Below are 18,017 nucleotides of genomic sequence, written 5' to 3' on the forward strand. Positions count from 1 at the left end.
GTGCTGCCGCGCGTCAGACTGCGCTAGTATTGAATCGATACAACGCAGTCGACGACGGAGGCAGTCAACCGATGAAGGTGAGCATCCTGGGTGCGGGCGCGATCGCCCACGCCCATGCCGAGGCCGTGGAGGCCCTCGCCCGCTACAGCGGGCTCGAGGGCGTCGAACTGACCGGGGTGGTCGACGTGGACGCCGCGCGCGCGGCGGAGTTCGCCGCCCGGCACGGCATCGCCCACCATGGCACCGACCTGTCGGCGCTGCTCGCCGGCGGCGACGTGGACGTGCTGCACATCTGCACCCCGCCGTCGCTGCACCTCGAGCAGGCTCGTGCGGCGCTGGCCGCCGGTGTGCACGTGGTCGTCGAGAAGCCTGCCGTGCTCTCCCTGGCCGAGATCGACGCCATGGCCGAGGCCGAGCGGGCCGGCACCGGCGGTGCGCGGTTCACGCAGATCGTCCAGCACCGCTTCGGGTCGGGAGCCGTGCGGCTGCGCCGGCTGCTCGGCGACGGCGCCCTCGGCCGACCCCTCGTCGCGGTGTGCGACACCCTCTGGTTCCGCCCGCCGGAGTACTTCGACGTGCCGTGGCGAGGCCGCTTCGACACCGAGGGCGGTGGCCCCACGATGGGCCACGGCATTCACCAGTTCGACCTGCTGGTGTCGATCCTGGGCGAGTGGACCGAGGTGCGGGCCATGGCCGGCCGCCTCGCCCGGGACGTCGACACCGAGGACGTCTCGATGGCGATGGTGCGGTTCTCCTCGGGCGCCATGGCCAGCATCACCAACTCGTTGCTCTCCCCGCGCCAGACCTCCTTCCTGCGCCTCGACACCGAGCGGGCCACCGTCGAGCTGGAGCACCTCTACGGGTACGACGACGACGCCTGGAGCATCACGGCGGCGCCCGGCTCCGAGGACGTCCTGCAGGCCTGGTCCGACGACGTCGCCGCCGAGGGCGAGCAGGTCGACGGCGGCCGCTCCGGTCACCTCGCCCAGCTCGTGCCGACCTACCGCGCCCTGGTCGCGGGCGAGACGCCGCCGATCACCGTCGCCGACGCCCGCGGCACGCTCGAGCTCGCGGCCGCCATCTACCGGTCGGCGTTCACGGGCGATACCGTTGTCCGGGGTGAGATCTCCGCCGGTGACCCCTTCTACGACAGCATGGGTGGCGCGGGGGCGCCCTGGCCCCCGGTCAAGGACGTCCCGGTGCAGGAGGTCACTGCATGAGCGTCACCCTGAACAGCGACGGCAGCGCGATGACCGGGTCGCGTGACGACGTCGACCTCTTCACCTATGTCTACCGGCCCGACGACGTCGCCTACGAGAGCCCGCGCCCCTACCTGCACCCGCTGCGCACCCGGAGCGGCGCGGTGGTCTCCGAGTACCGGCCGTGGGACCACGTGTGGCACAAGGGCCTCGCCTGGTCGCTCCCGCACGTCGGCCGGTGGAACTTCTGGGGCGGCCCCAACTACGTCCACGCCGAGCGGGGCTACGTCGACCTGCACAACGACGGCTCGATGGAGCACGAGCAGTTCACCGCCGTCGGCCCCTGCGGGTTCGTCGAGGAGCTCTCGTGGCGCACCCCCCGCACCACCGGACAGGACGGCGGCGACCTTCCCGGGCAGGTCGTGGTCCGCGAGGAGCGCACGGTGCAGGTCGTGCTGCCCGAGTCCGTCCCGGACGCCTGGGTGCTGACCTTTGCCTCGGAGATGACGAACGTCTCCGACGGGCCGCTCGACCTCGGCAGCCCGACCACCAACGGGCGGGAGAACGCGGGCTACGGAGGCCTGTTCTGGCGTGGACCGCGCTCCTTCACCGAGGGCCGGGTGCTGCTGCCCGGCCCCGACGGAACCGGCACGGTCGCGGACGCCGAGGACGCACGTGGCCTGCGGGCCAACTGGCTCGGGTTCGTCGGCCGGCACGACGGCCCTGCGCCCCGCGGCGAGGGCGGCCGGCAGGGCGGCTCGCGCGCCTCCACGGTGCTGATGGTCGACCCGGGCACCAACCCCGGCGGCACCCCGCAGTGGTTCGTGCGATCGGTGCCGTTCGCCGGCGTGTGCCCGGCGCCGTTCTTCAGCGAGGAGGTGCCGTTCCCGGCCGGTGAGACGCTGCGCTTCACCTACGCCGTCGTCATCGCCGACGGGGAGTCCGACGGCGCCCGGGGCGCCGAGCTCGCGGCGCTCGGCCGGCAGGTGCTCGCCGGCGACGGCGGAGCACTCGAGCCCGGGCACGTCGACCCTGCGGAGCCGCCCACCGATGTGGCCGCGGGGGCCCGCGGGTGACGCGCGAGCCCGTCTTCCCCGGCGGGACGTCCGTCAGCCACCTGCGGGTCTACGACTGGCCTGCGCCTGACGCTCCGCAGGGCAGCGGCTCGCCCCACCTGCACACGACCTCGACCAAGGCCTACGTGACCCTGGCGGGCCGCGGGCAGGTGGAGACCCTCGGACCCGAGGGGCACGCGGTGCACGACCTCGCACCCGGGCGGATCGTCTGGTTCGGACCCGGTGTCATCCATCGGGCGGTGAACCTGGGCGGCCTCGAGGTTCTCGTGACGATGTCGAACGCCGGGCTGCCCGAGCCCGGCGACGCCGTCATCACGTTCCCCACCGAGGTGCTCGCCGACCCGGACCGGTACGCCCGGGCGGCGGCGCTGCCCCGGCCCGACGACGGCGCGACCGACGCGGAGGTGGCCACAGCCGCCCGGGCGCGGCGGGACCTGGCGCTCGAGGGCTACGCGGCGCTGCGCGACGCCGTCGGGCAGCACGGCCCGGACGCCCTGCAGCCGCTGTACGACGCCGCGGCCCGGCTCGTGGCCCCGCGCACGGCAAGGTGGCGCGAGACGTGGGAGGGCTCCGTCGTGCACGCCGCCGGGCAGACCGACGCCGCGCTCGAGGCCCTGGCCGACGCCTCACCGGTCACGCTGGACGGGGGCCGGGTGGCGGTCGCGGAGGCGAACGACGGGCCTCGGCGCTACGGGATGTGCGGCCGCCTGCGTACCTGGCCGCAGACCGCCTGAGCGACCGGCCTCAGGCCTCGCGCACCACGCGCACCGCGCCCGCCGGCACGGCGAGGTCACCTACGACGGCGTCGCCGCCGAGCAGTTCGATGCCGGACACCCCGTGGAGCGTGGTGTCCGCGTCGGTGTGGTTGAGCGCGAAGAGCCACGTGGTGGCGCCGTCGTTGGAGCGTCGCCGGACGATCTCGACGCCGGCCGGGCCGATGCCGTCGGGTGCGACGCCGGACTCCTCCACGAGACGTCCGACCAGCGCGTCCAGGCCTGACCGCTCGAGCCGGGTGCCCATGTACCAGGCCGCGCCCGACCCGACGTTGCGCCGGGTGACCGCCGGGTGCCCGGCGAGGGCGCCGTCGTCGTAGGAGGCCACGACCTCGGTGCCGTCGAGGACGTGCGTCTTCTCCGTCCAGAGGTCGGCGGTGGCGTCGCCGCCGACGGCCTTGCCCGTGACGTGGACCGTCTCGGCGGCCTGCAGCGGGTAGAACTCCTCGGTGCGCACACCGAGCAGGTCGCGGAACGCCCCGGGGTAGCCGCCGAGGCGTACGTGGTCGTGGGAGTCGACGATCCCCGAGAAGAACGTGACGGCCACGGTGGCGCCCCGCTCCGCCGCACGGGCGATGTTCGCCGCGCCCTCGTCGTCCACGAGGTACAGCGTGGGGGCGACCACCAGGTCGTAGCCGGCCAGGTCGGTGTGCGGGGTGACGGTGTCGACGGTGACGCCCTGGTCCCACAGGGCCGTGTACCAGGAGCGGACCTCGTCCATGTACCGCAGCTCCTGGGTCGGGTGGGAGTCCAGCTCGGCCGCCCACCACGCGGGATAGTCCACGATCAGCGCCGCACGGGCGACGACCCGTGAACCGCGGACCTCGCCGAGGCGCTGCAGCGCCGACCCGAGATCGACGGTGCTGCGCCAGACGTCGGTGTCGGTGCCGGCGTGCGGGACCATCGCCGAGTGGTACTTCTCGGCACCCGCCCGGGACTGGCGCCACTGGAAGAACATCACCGAGTCCGCGCCGCGGGCGACGTGCTGCAGGGAGTTGCGCAGCATCTCCCCGGGGGCCTTGGTGCGGTTGCGCGGCTGCCAGTTGACCGCCGACGTCGAGTGCTCCATGAGGATCCACGGCGCCCCGTGCGCCACGCCGCGGGCCAGGTCGGCCGAGAGGGCGAGCTCGACGTGCCGCTCGTCGTCGGCGGCGATCGTGTAGTGGTCGTTGGCGACCACGTCGAGGTCGTCCGACCAGGAGAAGTAGTCCATCCCCTTGGTCGCCGTCGTCGTCATGAGGTTCGTCGTCGTCGGGACGTGCGGTGTGATCTCGCGCAGCGTGTCGCGCAGGTCGCGGTAGTAGTCGAGCAGCGCGTCCGAGCTGAACCTGTCGAAGTCGAGCTGCTGGGTGGGGTTGACGATGGCCGGCACCGTCAGCGGCGGCAGCACGTCGTCGAAGTCGGCATAGCGCTGCGACCAGAACGTGGTGCCCCAGGCCTCGTTGAGCCGGTCCACGGTGGTGTAGCGCTCCCGCAGCCAGTCACGGAACGCGGCCGCCGCACTGTCGGAGTAGTCCCGGGGGACGTGGCAGCCGATCTCGTTGTCGACGTGCCACAGCGCGAGCGCCGGGTGGTCGCCGTAGCGCTCGGCCATGCGCGCGGCCATGCGCAGCGCGTAGTCCCGGTGCACGGGGTGCGTGACGGCGTAGGCCTGCCGGCCGCCCTGGTGCAGCACCGTGCCGTCGGCGAGGCGGGGCAGGATCTCCGGGTGCTTGCGGGTCAGCCACGGGGGCGGGGAGGCGGTGGCCGTCGCGAGGGCGACCTGGATGCTGGCGGCGTGCAGCGAGTCCATGGTCTCGTCGAGCCACGTCCAGTCGAGCTCGCCCTCGCGGGGCTCGAGGGTGGCCCAGGAGAAGATCGCGACGCTGAGGATGTTCACCCCGGCCTCGCGCATCAGGCGGACGTCCTCGTCGCGCACCTCGGCCGGCCACTGCTCGGGGTTGTAGTCGCCGCCGTAGCCGAGGCCGTCGAGCTGCGCGTTCCACGGCCGCACGGCGGTGGCGTCGAAAGAGTCGGGTGTGGTGCGTCGTCGCATGGTCGAAGTCTGCCATAAATCGATTCAAACTCCGAGTCGCGGGCAACGGACGACGGCGGTGCGGGACCTATCCCGCCGTGGTGACCGAGGACTCGCGCACCACGAGCTCCGGCTGGAACATGACGTGCTCGGCCGGGGAGTCCGCCCCTCGGAGCATCAGGTCGGCAGCCCGTGCGCCGAGCTCGTGCCGCGGCTGGCGCACGGAGGTGAGGGGGGTCGCGAGCTCGGCGGCGAAGGTGACGTCGTCGTACCCGACCAGCGCGACGTCGTCGGGCACGGAGACGCCCGCCCGGCGCAGCGTCCGCAGCGCGCCGAGCGCCACGAGGTCGTTCACGCAGAACACGGCGGTCGGCCGATCACCGTCGAGGAGAGCGCGGGTGCCGGCCTCGCCGCCGTCGGCGTCGAGGGAGACCTGCACCTCGACGAGGGCCTCGGCGGGATCGTGCCCGGCCTCGGCGAGCGCCTGACGCACGCCCGCCAGGCGGTCGGCGCACTGGCGGATCGAGTGCGCCCCGTTGAGGAACGCGATGCGCGTGTGCCCTTGGTCGAGCAGGTGGCGGGTGGCCAGCGCGCCTCCGTGCACGTCGTCGACGGCCACGGAGGACACCGAGTCCACCGGTGACGGGTGATCGAGCAGGACCACGCCGATACCGCGCCTCCGCACGGCGAGCAGGTGGTCGATGCTGTCGGCGGTCGGGACCACCATCACACCGCGCACCCCGTGCTCCTCGAAGAGGCGCAGGTACCGGGCCTCGCGCTCCGGGTCCCTGTCGGAGCTGGCCACCATGAGCGTGTAGTCGTCGGCCGTCAGCCGCTCCTCGATCCCCCGGGTGACGTCGGTGAAGAAGGGGTTGGAGATGTCGAGCACGATCGCGCCGACGGTCGTGATGCGCCCGGCCCGGAGCTGGCGCGCGGACCCGTTGCGCACGAAGGACAGCTCGGCGATGGCCGTCTCGACGCGCTCGCGGGTGTCGGGGGAGACGCGGTCGGGGCGGTTGAGCACGTTCGACACCGTGCCGACGGAGACGCCGGCGTGCCGCGCTACGTCGGAGATCGACGTGCGGCGGTGCTTCGTGCGGGGCGGCATGGGCTCCCTCTCCTCGTCGACAGGACCCGGTTCCGGGCAGGGCGGTCTCCGACCGCATCCCCGGATCGTAGCTGTTCGTGCGGAGAGCAACCGTTTTGCCGCGCGGGTAGGGTGGAAACCGGTTACCACCGGTTCCGGTCGGCACTTCGAGCTCCGGTCGGCAGCTCGAGCGGCCGACCGGAGCCCGAAGTGCCGACCGCAGGTGAGCGGGGTGCTCGACGCGGGGGTCGTCGGTCTTGCGCTGGCTGGGTGTCAGCAGGTACCTTGGCGAAGTTGAATCGATTCATCACCGCGTCGAGATCGATGCGAAGGAGGACCAACGGTGGTTCGCACGGACCGCGGCACGCGCCGCGTGATGTTCCAGTTCCGGGTGCGCCCGGACCGGCTCGAGGAGTACTCGCGGCGGCACGCCGCGGTGTGGCCGGAGATGCTCCGCGCCCTGCACGAGACCGGCTGGCGCAACTACTCGATCTTCACAGGCCCGGACGGCCAGGTGGTCGGCTACTTCGAGAGCGACGACCCCGACGCCGCGCGGGCGGACATGGGCCTGTACGAGGTCAACGCACGGTGGCAGGCCGAGATGGCCGAGTTCTTCGACGGTGCGGGCCCGGACGAGTCCATGACCGAGCTCACCCCGATCTTCCACCTCGAGACCCAGCTCGCGGCGAACAGCATCCAGGACTGAAAGAGGACGACCATGCCCACCTTCGACGACATCACCGCGATCCTGGATCGCCTCGCGATCGAGGTCCCCTCGTGGGCCTACGGCAACTCCGGGACCCGCTTCAAGGTCTTCGCCACGCCGGGCACGCCGCGGAACCCCGAGGAGAAGATCGCCGACGCCGCCCAGGTCCACCGGCTCACGGGTCTCGCGCCGACGGTGGCGCTGCACATCCCGTGGGACAAGGTCGACGACTACGCGGCGCTGCGACGCTACGCGAACGACCAGGGCGTCACCCTGGGCACGATCAACTCCAACACGTTCCAGGACGACGTCTACAAGCTCGGTTCGCTCACGCACACCGACCCGGCGGTGCGCCGCCAGGCGATCGACCACCACCTCGAGTGCCTCGAGATCATGGACGCCACCGGCAGCCAGGACCTGAAGATCTGGCTCGCGGACGGATCGAACTACCCCGGCCAGGCGGACATCCGCACCCGCCAGGACCTGCTGCACGAGGCGCTGGCCGAGATCTACGCCCAGCTCGGCGACGACCAGCGCATGGTGCTGGAGTACAAGTTCTTCGAGCCGGCGTTCTACCACACCGACGTCCCGGACTGGGGCACCTCGTACGCCCAGGTGGCCGCGCTCGGCGACAAGGCGTTCGTCTGTCTCGACACCGGCCACCATGCTCCCGGCACCAACATCGAGTTCATCGTCGCCCAGCTGCTGCGCCTGGGGAAGCTCGGGTCGTTCGACTTCAACTCGAGGTTCTACGCCGACGACGACCTCATCGTGGGCGCCGCCGACCCGTTCCAGCTCTTCCGCATCATGGCCGAGGTCATCCGCGGCGGTGGCCTCGACGAGGGGTCGCAGGTCGCGCTCATGCTCGACCAGTGCCACAACATCGAGGACAAGGTGCCGGGCCAGATCCGCTCCGTGCTCAACGTCCAGGAGATGACGGCCCGCGCGCTGCTGCTCGATCGCGTGGCGCTCACCGCGGCGCAGCAGGCGGGCGACGTGCTCACGGCCAACGCGATCTACATGGACGCGTTCTACACCGACGTGCGCCCCGCGCTCGCCGAGTACCGCGCCGCGCGCGGCCTGCCGGCCGACCCCATGGCCGCGTACGCGGAGTCGGGCTACCAGGCGAAGATCGCCGCGGAGCGCGTCGGCGGTCAGCAGGCGGGGTGGGGCGCGTGACTTCGCTAGTGTCCGGCAGCATGACCATCACAGAACGCACGCTCGACGGCCCGCACGGCGACCTCCGGGTGCGCCTCTACGAACCGGCGCCCGGCGTCGAGCGGGTCGCGGGACTCGTCTGGGCGCACGGCGGCGGATTCGTGCATGGCGACCTCGACATGGCCGAGGGTGACTGGGTCGCGCGGCGCCTCGCCGAGGCCGGGGTCGCCGTCGTGAGCGTCGACTATGCGCTGGTGCCGGCGATCGACCGGGACGCACCCGACGTGCGGATCAGCAGCGAGGGCGTGCGGTTCCCGGCACCCTCCGAGGAGCTCGCCTTCGCCTTCGCCTGGGCGGTCGAGGACTCCGGGCTCGGCGTCGCGCCCGGCCGGTGGTCGATCGGCGGCGCGAGCGCCGGCGGAAACCTCGCGGCCGGGGCGTCCCTGCGCCTGCGCGACGCCGGGCGGCACCCGCGAAGCGTCGTCCTCGCCTACCCGGTGGCGCACCACGAGCTGCCGCCGCACTCGGCCGAGCTCGCCGCCAAGGTGGCGGCCATCCCCGGGGGCAGCTTCCCGCCCGCGAGCGTCAAGGCCATGAACGACAACTATCTGGGCCACACCGACGGTCCGGACTCGCCCTACGCGTTCCCCGGCGGCCAGGACCTCCGAGGCGTTGCGCCGACGTTCATCGTCACGTCGGAGCACGACGGGCTGCGGTCCTCGGGCGAGGCGTACGCCTCCGAGCTCGCCGCTGCGGGCACCGACGTACTGCTCGTCCGCGAAGACGGTACGTGGCACGGCCACCTCAACCAGCCCGACAGTGTCGGCGCCGCGCGCAGCATCGCGCGGATCATCGCGTGGCTCACCATCGACGCTCTCGTCGGGACCGCGCACGAACTTCCGTACGACCCGCCGCACCACACTGAGGGAGCAGCAGAACGATGACCACGCAGACCAACCCGGCCGTGGAGGCGCTCGTCGCCCGGTCGAACCGCCTGGGCGCCGACCCGCGGAACACCAACTACGCCGGCGGGAACACCTCGGCCAAGGGCGTCGAGAAGGACCCGGTCACGGGGCAGGACGTCGAGCTGCTGTGGGTCAAGGGCTCGGGCGGCGACCTGGGCACGCTGACCTCCAAGGGCCTCGCCGTGCTGCGGCTCGATCGCCTCCGGGCCCTGCAGGACGTCTACCCGGGCGTCGACCGCGAGGACGAGATGGTCGCCGCGTTCGACTACTGCCTGCACGGCAAGGGCGGGGCCGCACCCAGCATCGACACGGCCATGCATGGTCTGGTCGACGCCGCGCACGTCGATCACCTGCACCCCGACGCCGGGATCGCGATCGCGACCGCCGTAGACGGCCCGGACCTCACCGCCAAGATCTTCGGCGGCAAGGTGGTGTGGGTGGCGTGGCGCCGGCCCGGCTTCCAGCTCGGGATCGACATCGCCGAGATCAAGGCGCAGCACCCCGACGCGATCGGCACGGTGCTCGGCGGACACGGCATCACCGCGTGGGGCGACACGGCCGAGGAGTCCGAGGCCAACTCGCTGTGGATCATCGACACCGCCGCGGCGTACATCGCCGAGCACGGCAAGGACGAGCCCTTCGGCCCGGCCCTCGACGGCTACGGCGCGCTGCCCGCGGACGAGCGCCGCGCCAAGGCCGCCGCGCTGGCGCCGCACCTGCGCGCGATCGCCTCGCAGGACAAGCCGCAGGTCGGGCACTTCACCGACTCCGACGTCGTGCTGGACTTCCTCGCCAGCGAGCGGCACGCGGAGCTCGCCGCGCTGGGGACGTCCTGCCCGGACCACTTCCTGCGCACCAAGGTCAAGCCGCTGGTGATCGACCTGCCCGCCACGGCGTCGGTCACCGAGATCGTCGAGCGCCTGCCCGCGCTGCACGAGGCCTACCGCGCCGACTACACGGCCTACTACGAGCGCGGCGCCGCCGAGGCACGCGCGCAGGGCGAGGAGCCCCCGGCGATCCGAGGCGCGGACCCGCTGATCGTGCTCGTGCCGGGCGTCGGCATGTTCTCCTACGGCGGCGACAAGCAGACCGCGCGCGTGGCCGGCGAGTTCTACGTCAACGCCATCAACGTCATGCGCGGCGCCGAGGCCCTGTCGACCTACGCCCCGATCGACGAGTCCGAGAAGTTCCGGATCGAGTACTGGGCGCTGGAGGAGGCCAAGCTGCAGCGCAAGCCGAAGCCGAAGCCCCTGGCCACCCGCATCGCGTTCGTCACCGGCGCGGCCTCCGGCATCGGCAAGGCCATCGCCGAGCGCCTGGCCGCCGAGGGCGCGTGCGTCGTCGTCGCGGACCTCGACCTGGAGAAGGCCCAAGGTGTCGCGAGCGAGATCGGCAGCACCGACGTCGCGATCGGCGTCGCCGCGAACGTCGCCGACGAAGCCGCCGTGCAGGCCGCGCTGAACGAGGCCGTGCTCGCGTTCGGCGGCGTCGACATCGTCGTCAACAACGCCGGGCTCTCGCTGAGCAAGTCGCTGTTCGACACCACCGAGGCCGACTGGGACCTGCAGCACGACGTCATGGCCAAGGGCTCGTTCCTCGTCGCGAAGAACGCCGCGCGCATCCTCGTGGACCAGCAGCTCGGCGGCGACGTCATCTACATCTCGAGCAAGAACTCGGTGTTCGCCGGGCCGAACAACATCGCCTACTCGGCGACCAAGGCCGACCAGGCCCACCAGGTGCGCCTGCTCGCCGCCGAGCTCGGCGAGCACGGCATCAAGGTCAACGGCATCAACCCCGACGGCGTGGTGCGCGGTTCCGGCATCTTCGCCTCCGGCTGGGGAGCCAACCGTGCCAAGACGTACGGGATTGAGGAGGAGGACCTGGGCACGTTCTACGCCCAGCGCACGCTGCTCAAGCGCGAGGTGCTGCCGGAGAACATCGCGAACGCCGCGTTCGCGCTGTGCACGGCAGACTTCTCCCACACGACCGGGCTCCACGTCCCCGTCGACGCGGGTGTGGCGCAGGCGTTCCTCCGGTGAGCACCGCGAGCCCCGCTCCGAGCGCCCCGGGGCCCGACGGCGGTGCAGGCGGTCCACGGAGCGTCCCCGCGTTCGTCGCCGTCGACCTCGGGGCCACGAGCGGACGGGTGATGCTCGGCGTCGTGCACGCCGGACCCACGCGGGTCGAGCTGGTCGAGACGGGGAGGTTCCCGAACGGACCGGTGGCGGTCCCGCGGGCCGGTGGTGCGGCCACCGACCTGCGGTGGGACGTGTTCGGACTGTGGCGCGGCATCACCGCGGGGCTGCGCGAGGCAGCTCGGGAGGCGGCGGCGCGCGGCGCCGTGGTGCAGGGCGTCGGCGTCGACTCCTGGGCCGTGGACTACGGTCTGCTCGACGCCGACGGTGTGCTGCTGGGCGCCCCGCGCAGTTACCGGTGCCCGTCGATACTCGGCGCGGCGGAGGAGGTCTACGCGCGCATCCCCGCGGTCGAGCAGTACGCCGTCAACGGCTTGCAGCACCTGCCGTTCACCACCGTGTTCCAGCTCGCCGCCGGGGCGGACGACGCCACGTGGCCGGCCGCGCGGACGCTGCTGCTCGTGCCGGACCTGATCACGTGCTGGCTCTCCGGGCGCCGGGTGGCGGAGGTGACGAACGCGTCCACGACCGGGCTGCTCGACGCCGGGTCGCGGCGCTGGTCGGCGCCGCTGCTCGCCCGGCTGGGCAAGGAGTTCCCGGGGTTGTCCGGGCTCAGCGACCTGCTGCCGGACCTCGTCGAACCGGGCACCGTCGTCGGGCCGCTGCTGCCGGAGATCGCCGAGGAGTCTGGACTGGGGCCGGTGCCCGTCGTCGCGATCGCGTCGCACGATACTGCCTCGGCGGTCGCCGCCATCCCCCTCGGGACCGCCGAGCGTCCATGTTCGACACGGTTCGACGCATCAAACCGTGTCGAACACGGACGCTCGGCGCCGCAGGTGGCGGCGTACATCTCCTCGGGGACCTGGTCTCTGGTCGGCCTCGAGCTGGACGCCCCGGTGCTGACCGAGGCGAGCCGGACGGCGAACTTCACGAACGAGCTGGGCCTCGACGGCACGGTCCGCTACCTGCGCAACGTCATGGGCCTGTGGGTGCTCGACGAGTGCGTGCGCGAGTGGCGTCGCGGGGGAGAGGACGTCGATCTCGGCGAGCTGCTGGCCGCCGCGGCCGACGAGCCCGGCGGACGCTGCGTCGTGGACGTCGACGACGACGCGTTCCTCGCGCCGGGAGACATGCCGTCCAGGTTCCGGGACGCCGCCCGTGCCGCTGATCTCGAGGCGCCGGAGAGCAAGCCGGCGCTCGTCCGAGCGGTGCTCGACTCGCTCGCGGACGCGTATGCCCGTGCGGTCCGGACGGCCGCGGAGCTGGCCGGCGTCGGGGTGACGGCCGTGCACGTCGCCGGTGGCGGGGTGCGCAACGAGCTGCTGTGCCGGCTGACGGCCGAGGCGACCGGTCTGCCCGTGGTGGCCGGCCCGGTCGAGGCGGCAGCGCTGGGCAACGTGCTCGTGCAGGCCCGGACGACCGGTGCGCTCGGCGCCCCGCAGGACGTCGACCTCACCGCGCTGCGCGACGTCGTCGTGGCGAGCACGGAGCTCACCACCTACGACCCGGTCCGGGCGCCCACGATCTAGTGCGGTCGACCTGCCCTGGTGCCGTTCGGACGAACGGCCCCAGGGCAGGTCGGCGGTCCGGCGCTCGCTACTCGCCCGACGGCGGGGTCAGTGCCTGGCCGGTCGGCACGGGTGCGCCGAAGACCGGCCACCCGTTCGCGTCGTAGGTGACCTTCTGGACCCGGGTCTGGCGAGTGTCGCCACACCCGTGCGACGCCGAGGTGTTGCCGTGGTAGACGATCCAGTCCTCGGTGCCGTCCGGGCTCTTGAAGAACCCGTTGTGCCCCGGCCCGTAGACCCCGTTGCCCTGCTGCATCGCGGGCTGCGGCGACTTGGTCCAGTGACCCGGGTTCATCGGGTCGCTCCCGGTGAGCTCGAGCAGGCCGATCTTGTAGTCCGGCGTGTTGCACGACGACGCGGAGTACGACACGAACGTCCGGCCACCGTGCTTCAGCACGGCCGCTCCCTCGTTGACCCGGGCGCCCTGGGTCTCCCAGGAGTGCGTCGGCGTGGAGATCGTGGCGGGCGCGCCGACCACGGTCCACGGGTTGCTCATCCGGATGATCCGGTTGGTCTGGTCCGGGCCGATCCACTCCGAGTACAGCATGTAGAGGTTGCCGCCGTGCTCCAGGTACGAGCCGTCGATGTTCCAGCGGTTCGGCATGGGCGTGCCCATGAACTCGTACGGGCCCATGGGGGTGCTGCTCTGGGACCGGAGCACGTGGATCTTCTGGCCGTCGAAGTTGGTCTGCGAGTTCCCCGACGTGTAGGTGAGGTACCAGGTGCCGTCGATGCGGTGGAACTCGGGCGCCCAGTGGCTGCAGCAGCGGGACGGGACCCCGGCGTCGTCCCACACGACCTGGTCGGGCGCGGAGGACAGGCCGGCGAGCGTGGTGGCCCGGCGCATGATCACCGTCGAGTCCCACGTGGTGGTGGACAGGTAGTAGTAGCCGTCCCAGTACTGCAACCACGGGTCCGCGCCGTTGGCGCGCAGGGGGTTGGTCAGCGTGCTGGCGTCCCCGCCGACCGGCACCAGCTGCCACTTCTGGACGGCCAGGCCGTTGTCGTCGTACTGGGAGATGCGAGCGCCCGGTGCGGTGGCGAAGTCGTACAGGTCGAGAGCCTTGCCCGAGAACCGGTTGAGGAACGTGACCGTGCCGTCGGAGTTCTCGCGGATCTGCCACTGCTGGTTCGTGCCGTCGAGGTCTTGCCACTGGACGATGTCGGCGCCGTTGTCCGGGTTCCGGCCGAAGACGTCAAGGACCAGGGACGAGTGCCGGGCCTGGATCCGGTAGTAGCCGTTGCCCGAGTCGAGGAAGCGGAACTGCTGGCCCTCCCCGTCCCAGCGGTCCCACTGCTGCAGCAGAGCACCGGGCTCGTGGGAGACATCCGTGATGTCGAGGACCAGCCCGGAGTGGACCGACTGGATGACGTACCACTGCCCGGTGTCGACGGCGGCCCTGGCCGCTGTCTGGGGCAGGGCGACCAGCCCGACGGCGACGAGCACGGCCGTCGTGAGTCCGGCGAGCCAGGTGCGGGTCCGCCCGCGGGGGAGCCCGTGTGGTCGAGATGGGTTCATCGTTCCGCCCTTCACATCGTTGTACAGGATCGGTGCGAGTCAAGCTGTCAGCCCGTCGCGGCGGGCGGGAACAGCATCGGGAATCGGCGAGAAGATGTCCGCCGGCCACTGCGTCGTGGCCGGTGAGAGCGTCGCCAGCCACATGTTATCGCTCACATGATGTGATCGGAAGGGCTACCAGGAAGGGAGGCCGGTTCCGGTGCGAGCACGACGAACCGTGCCCAGACGTGCTTCGCGCCGTCGGGCGTGCGATACCACCCGACGTCGTCGGCGACGCGGAGGGCGAGCTGGAGGCCGAAGCCGCCTGCCCCGAGCTCACGGTCGAAGGTCAGCACCGGGGGGTTGTCGGGCGAGCGGTCCATGACCGAGACGGTGACCGCCGTGTCGTCGGACACGACGTCCAACCGGGCCGGTCCACCCGCATGCTCCAGTGCGTTGGCGGTCAGCTCGCTGGCGACCAGCACGATGTTCTGCAGCAGCGAGCGCGAGGAATCCGTCTCGGTCCACGGCACCGGCGTCCAGGCGCAGAGCGACTCCTGCAGGCGCGAGCGCGCGGAGGCCAGCTCCTCGACAGCGGTCACCGTCCAGGTGCCGACGATCCTGGTGCGGGTCGACGTGGCGGTCTCTTCCCTCACGCCATCACCCTGGTCGCACCGCGGTCTCGGGTGAGCATCACTACTCCTCGTCGGGTGCCCCGCTCGGGGCACCAGGTCCGCGACGACACTACCTTTCACTTCGCGTCGCTGCCTGCCGTGGCGGCGTGACCCAGCACACTCGGCGGGCAGGTCAGCGGAAGCGCTGGACCGCCTGGGACGCGGCCCCGGCGAGATCGCGGACCGAAGGGTGGGCCGACTCCGCGAGCACGGTCGAGAGCGGGCCGGAGGCCACGAACGTACCCTCGGCCAGCACATGCACCGTCGGGCAGAGGCGCTCGACGAGCTCCAGGTCGTGCGAGACGAGCAGCACGGCGGTGCCGAGCTCGGCGGCGGTGGCGCCGAGGCGGCGGACCACCTCGCCCCGCATGGCAGGGTCGACGGCGGTGAGCGGCTCGTCCAGCAGCAGCGCTTCCGGGCGGGTGGCGAGGGCCGTGGCCAGCGCGACCCGCTGCTTCTCACCACCCGAGAGGGTGCCGATCTGGCGGGGGGCGAAGCGGGCCTCGAGCGCGACGTCGGAGAGGAGCTCCTCGACGGTGCGTCCGCTCGCGCGGCCGGCCTTGCGGGCGTCGGACAGGGCCTTGGCGACGACGCGGTCGACGGTGGTCCGCGGGTCGACGTCGGCGATGCCCTCCTGGGCGACCCGGCGCACCTGCGCACGGAACGCCTTCTTGTCGCGCAAACCGATCCGGCTCACGGTGCGCCCCGACCAGGTGACGTGGCCGCGGCTGGGCTTCACCCGGCCGGTCAGCGCGCGCACGATGGTCGACTTGCCGGCACCGGACGTGCCGACGATCCCGACCGGAGCATCGCCGGTGGCGAGCGTGAGGCCGATGCCGTGCACGACGTCCGCGCCGCCGTACCCGGCGGCGAGACCGTCGGCACGCAGGATCGGGAGGGTGTCGGCGTGCGAGCTCATGGGTGACCTTCAATGCTGCGGACGGATGGTGGCCCGCCGACCAGGAAAGCGTGGGTCGGCGGGCCACTGTGTCCGACGAACGGTACCGGGCACAAGTTCCCGGTCACGCTCCTGAGACGGTTCAGAGGTGGGGCAGCACATGCTCCGCAAACCGCGCGCCGACGGTCGCGGCCGTCTCGGCGGGCGGGGCCGCCCAGATGTCCTCGTTGAAGATCTCCGTCTCCACGTCACCGGTGTACCCGGCCTCGGCGACCCACCGCGAGATGGTCGCGAAGTCGATGTACCCGTCGCCGACGTGACCGCGCGAGTTCAGCGCGGTGGGCGCGAACGGCAGGTTCCAGTCGCACACCTGATAGCCGGCGATGCGGCCCTCGCGGCCGGCGCGCTGGATCGAGGCGTGCAGCTCCGGGTCCCACCACACGTGGTAGGTGTCGACGACGACGCCCACGGTCCGGGCGTCGAACGGCGCCGCGAGGTCGAGCGCCTGCCCGAGGGTCGAGACGACGGCGCGGTCGGCCACGAACATCGGGTGCAGCGGCTCCAGGACGATCCGCACGCCGTGCTTCTCGGCGAGCGGCGCGAGGTCTGCCAACCGGTCCGCGACCCGACGGCGCGTGGCCACGAGGTCCCGGTCGGTGCCAGGTGCCGGGGGTGCCTCGGGAGCGGAGCCGGTCAGCCCGCCGACGACGAAGACGAGCTCGGACGTGCCGACCTCGGCCGCCTCGATGAGCGCCCGCTCGTTGTCGGCCACCGCGTCGCGGATGCCCTCGGCGGAGGTGGCCGTGAGGAAGCCCCCGCGACACAGCGACGACACCCGCAGCCCTGCGTCCTCGACGACCTTGCGGGCGGTCTCGGCGCCGGACTCCTGCACCTGGTGACGCCAGAGCCCCACGGCGCCGAGCCCGGCCCCGGCCGCCGCCTCGACGGCCTCGGCCAGGGAGGCGTGCTTCACCGTCGCGGTGTTGAGCGAGCAGCGGGACAGGTCGGTCATGAGTCCGCTCCGTTCACGGTCAGCAGCGCCTGCAGGCGGGCCGCGGCGGTGTCGGGCACGAGCAGCATCCCGCAGTCGTCCGCGAGGCGGGCGAGCTCGACGAGGTGCGCCAGCGAACGCCCGGACTGCAGGCCACCGACGAGCTGGAAGCCGGGCTGGAACCCGTTCAGCCAGGACAGGAACGCCACACCCGTCTTGTAGAAATAGGTCGGCGCGGCGAAGATGTGCCGCCCCAGCTTCTCGGTCGAGGCGAGGATCGCGTGACCCCGTGCCGCGCCCAGACGAGCAGACTCAGCGTCGCCGGCTGCTGCTCCTTCGTCGAACGCCTGGAGGGCCGTGGACGCCGCAGGGTAGACGGCAGCGAAGATGCCGAGCAGGGCGTCGGAGTACCCCTGGTCGTCGCCTGCGATGAGCTCGGGGTAGTTGAAGTCGTCACCGGTGTAGAGCCGCACGGGGGACCCGTCGAGCGCGGCCAGCGCGCGGCGCAGGCCGATCTCGTGCTGTGCGTCCAGCAGCGACACCTTGACGCCGTCGACCTTGTCCTGGTGGGCCTTGATGAGGTCCAGGAACGTGGCGGTCGCCGTGTCGACAGAGTCCGAGCCCCAGTAGCCGGCCAGGGCCGGGTCGAACATCGTGCCCAGCCAGTGCAGGATCACCGGGCTGTCGGCCTCGGCGAGCACGGCGTCGTAGACGCGGGCGTAGTCCTCGGCCGAGCGGGCAACCTTCGCCAGGGCGCGGGAGGCCATGACGATGACCTGGGCGCCGGACTCCTGGACCACGCGCACCTGCTCGCGGTAGGCGTCGACGACGGCGTCGAGAGCGTGCTGGTCGCCGGGCTCCCACTGTGCGATCTCGGCCGGGTCGAGCTGGTCGGTCCCCGCGCCGCACGCGATCGCACCACCGACGGAGGCGGCCTCGGCCGCGGAACGGCGGACGAGCTCCTGCGTCGCGGCCCAGTCGAGGCCCATGCCGCGCTGGGCGGTGTCCATGGCGTCGGCGACGCCGAGGCCGTGGGACCAGATGCTGTGCCGGTAGGCGAGGGTGGAGTCCCAGTCGACGACGGCGGGGGCGCCGGGGACGTTCTCGGCTCCGACCTGCGGGACCACGTGCGCCGCCGCGAAGGCGACCCGGGAGCGGATCGGGCCGGAGGGCAGCTGCCACGGGCCGGGCGCGTTGAGCTCACGCACCTCGGTGCCGACGAGGCGGCCGCCGTCGTCGAACCGCGGCAGCCGCAGCGTGACGCCGGAGCCCGTC

Annotated in this window: 15 protein-coding genes; 8 read left to right on the forward strand and 7 right to left on the reverse strand. The window is 72.2% G+C overall.

Going from position 1 to position 18,017, the window contains the following annotated elements; genetic code table 11:
• The first annotated feature begins 71 nt into the window (after window positions 1–71).
• From PZC42_RS02435 to PZC42_RS02445, 3 genes are read left to right on the forward strand one after another with little or no spacing between them, the layout of a single operon-like run.
• Window positions 72–1,220 carry a Gfo/Idh/MocA family protein gene (locus PZC42_RS02435; RefSeq protein WP_277208013.1) on the forward strand — a complete coding sequence of 383 codons (1,149 nt, stop codon included), beginning with the start codon at window positions 72–74 and terminating at the stop codon, window positions 1,218–1,220.
• Window positions 1,217–2,275: a DUF6807 domain-containing protein gene (locus PZC42_RS02440; RefSeq protein ID WP_277208015.1), complete on the forward strand. Its 1,059-nt coding sequence runs from the start codon at window positions 1,217–1,219 to the stop codon at window positions 2,273–2,275. Before PZC42_RS02435 ends, PZC42_RS02440 begins: the two co-directional genes overlap by 4 nt.
• Complete coding sequence (locus PZC42_RS02445; RefSeq protein ID WP_277208018.1) at window positions 2,272–3,009, forward strand: cupin domain-containing protein; 738 nt, start codon at window positions 2,272–2,274, stop codon at window positions 3,007–3,009. The genes PZC42_RS02440 and PZC42_RS02445 overlap by 4 nt, the downstream gene beginning before the upstream one ends.
• A 10-nt stretch (window positions 3,010–3,019) precedes the next feature.
• Here the strand turns inward: PZC42_RS02445 and PZC42_RS02450 are convergent, their stop codons facing one another.
• Together PZC42_RS02450 and PZC42_RS02455 are read right to left on the reverse strand one after the other, a co-directional pair.
• Window positions 3,020–5,083, reverse strand: coding sequence for a beta-galactosidase (locus PZC42_RS02450; protein WP_277208020.1), 2,064 nt, complete (start codon window positions 5,081–5,083; stop codon window positions 3,020–3,022).
• 67 nt (window positions 5,084–5,150) lie between these two features.
• Window positions 5,151–6,170: a LacI family DNA-binding transcriptional regulator gene (locus tag PZC42_RS02455; RefSeq protein WP_277208022.1), complete on the reverse strand. Its 1,020-nt coding sequence runs from the start codon at window positions 6,168–6,170 to the stop codon at window positions 5,151–5,153.
• A 355-nt stretch (window positions 6,171–6,525) separates the two neighbouring features.
• Between PZC42_RS02455 and PZC42_RS02460 the strand changes: the two genes are divergently transcribed.
• The 5 genes from PZC42_RS02460 to PZC42_RS02480 are packed head-to-tail and all read left to right on the forward strand — an operon-like array spanning window position 6,526 to window position 12,642.
• A complete protein-coding gene (locus PZC42_RS02460; RefSeq protein ID WP_277209259.1) occupies window positions 6,526–6,855 on the forward strand; it encodes an L-rhamnose mutarotase in 330 nt (109 codons plus the stop codon).
• A gap of 12 nt (window positions 6,856–6,867) precedes the next feature.
• Complete coding sequence (rhaI, locus tag PZC42_RS02465; RefSeq protein ID WP_277208024.1) at window positions 6,868–8,034, forward strand: L-rhamnose isomerase; 1,167 nt, start codon at window positions 6,868–6,870, stop codon at window positions 8,032–8,034.
• A gap of 20 nt (window positions 8,035–8,054) precedes the next feature.
• Entirely contained in the window at window positions 8,055–8,957 is a 903-nt protein-coding gene (locus PZC42_RS02470) for an alpha/beta hydrolase (protein ID WP_277208026.1), read from the forward strand.
• Entirely contained in the window at window positions 8,954–11,017 is a 2,064-nt protein-coding gene (locus tag PZC42_RS02475; RefSeq protein WP_277208028.1) for a bifunctional aldolase/short-chain dehydrogenase, read from the forward strand. Before PZC42_RS02470 ends, PZC42_RS02475 begins: the two co-directional genes overlap by 4 nt.
• Entirely contained in the window at window positions 11,014–12,642 is a 1,629-nt protein-coding gene (locus PZC42_RS02480) for a rhamnulokinase (RefSeq protein WP_308199816.1), read from the forward strand. The genes PZC42_RS02475 and PZC42_RS02480 overlap by 4 nt, the downstream gene beginning before the upstream one ends.
• 67 nt (window positions 12,643–12,709) lie before the next feature.
• Here the strand turns inward: PZC42_RS02480 and PZC42_RS02485 are convergent, their stop codons facing one another.
• From PZC42_RS02485 to PZC42_RS02505, 5 genes are all read right to left on the reverse strand, one after another.
• Window positions 12,710–14,200 (reverse strand): family 43 glycosylhydrolase, encoded by a 1,491-nt coding sequence (locus PZC42_RS02485; protein WP_277208030.1) that lies wholly within the window; start codon window positions 14,198–14,200, stop codon window positions 12,710–12,712.
• Window positions 14,201–14,352: 152 nt separating this feature from the next.
• Entirely contained in the window at window positions 14,353–14,835 is a 483-nt protein-coding gene (locus tag PZC42_RS02490) for an ATP-binding protein (protein WP_277208032.1), read from the reverse strand.
• Window positions 14,836–14,986: 151 nt separating this feature from the next.
• Entirely contained in the window at window positions 14,987–15,772 is a 786-nt protein-coding gene (locus PZC42_RS02495; RefSeq protein WP_277208033.1) for an ABC transporter ATP-binding protein, read from the reverse strand.
• 121 nt (window positions 15,773–15,893) lie between these two features.
• Window positions 15,894–16,763, reverse strand: a complete 870-nt coding sequence (locus PZC42_RS02500) for a sugar phosphate isomerase/epimerase family protein (protein ID WP_277208035.1) — start codon at window positions 16,761–16,763, stop codon at window positions 15,894–15,896.
• Window positions 16,760–17,998, reverse strand: coding sequence for a dihydrodipicolinate synthase family protein (locus PZC42_RS02505; RefSeq protein WP_306573777.1), 1,239 nt, complete (start codon window positions 17,996–17,998; stop codon window positions 16,760–16,762). The genes PZC42_RS02500 and PZC42_RS02505 overlap by 4 nt, the downstream gene beginning before the upstream one ends.
• Between the last annotated feature and the right edge of the window lie 19 nt (window positions 17,999–18,017).

Source organism: Isoptericola croceus (assembly GCF_029382255.1).
Classification (GTDB): domain Bacteria; phylum Actinomycetota; class Actinomycetes; order Actinomycetales; family Cellulomonadaceae; genus Isoptericola; species Isoptericola croceus.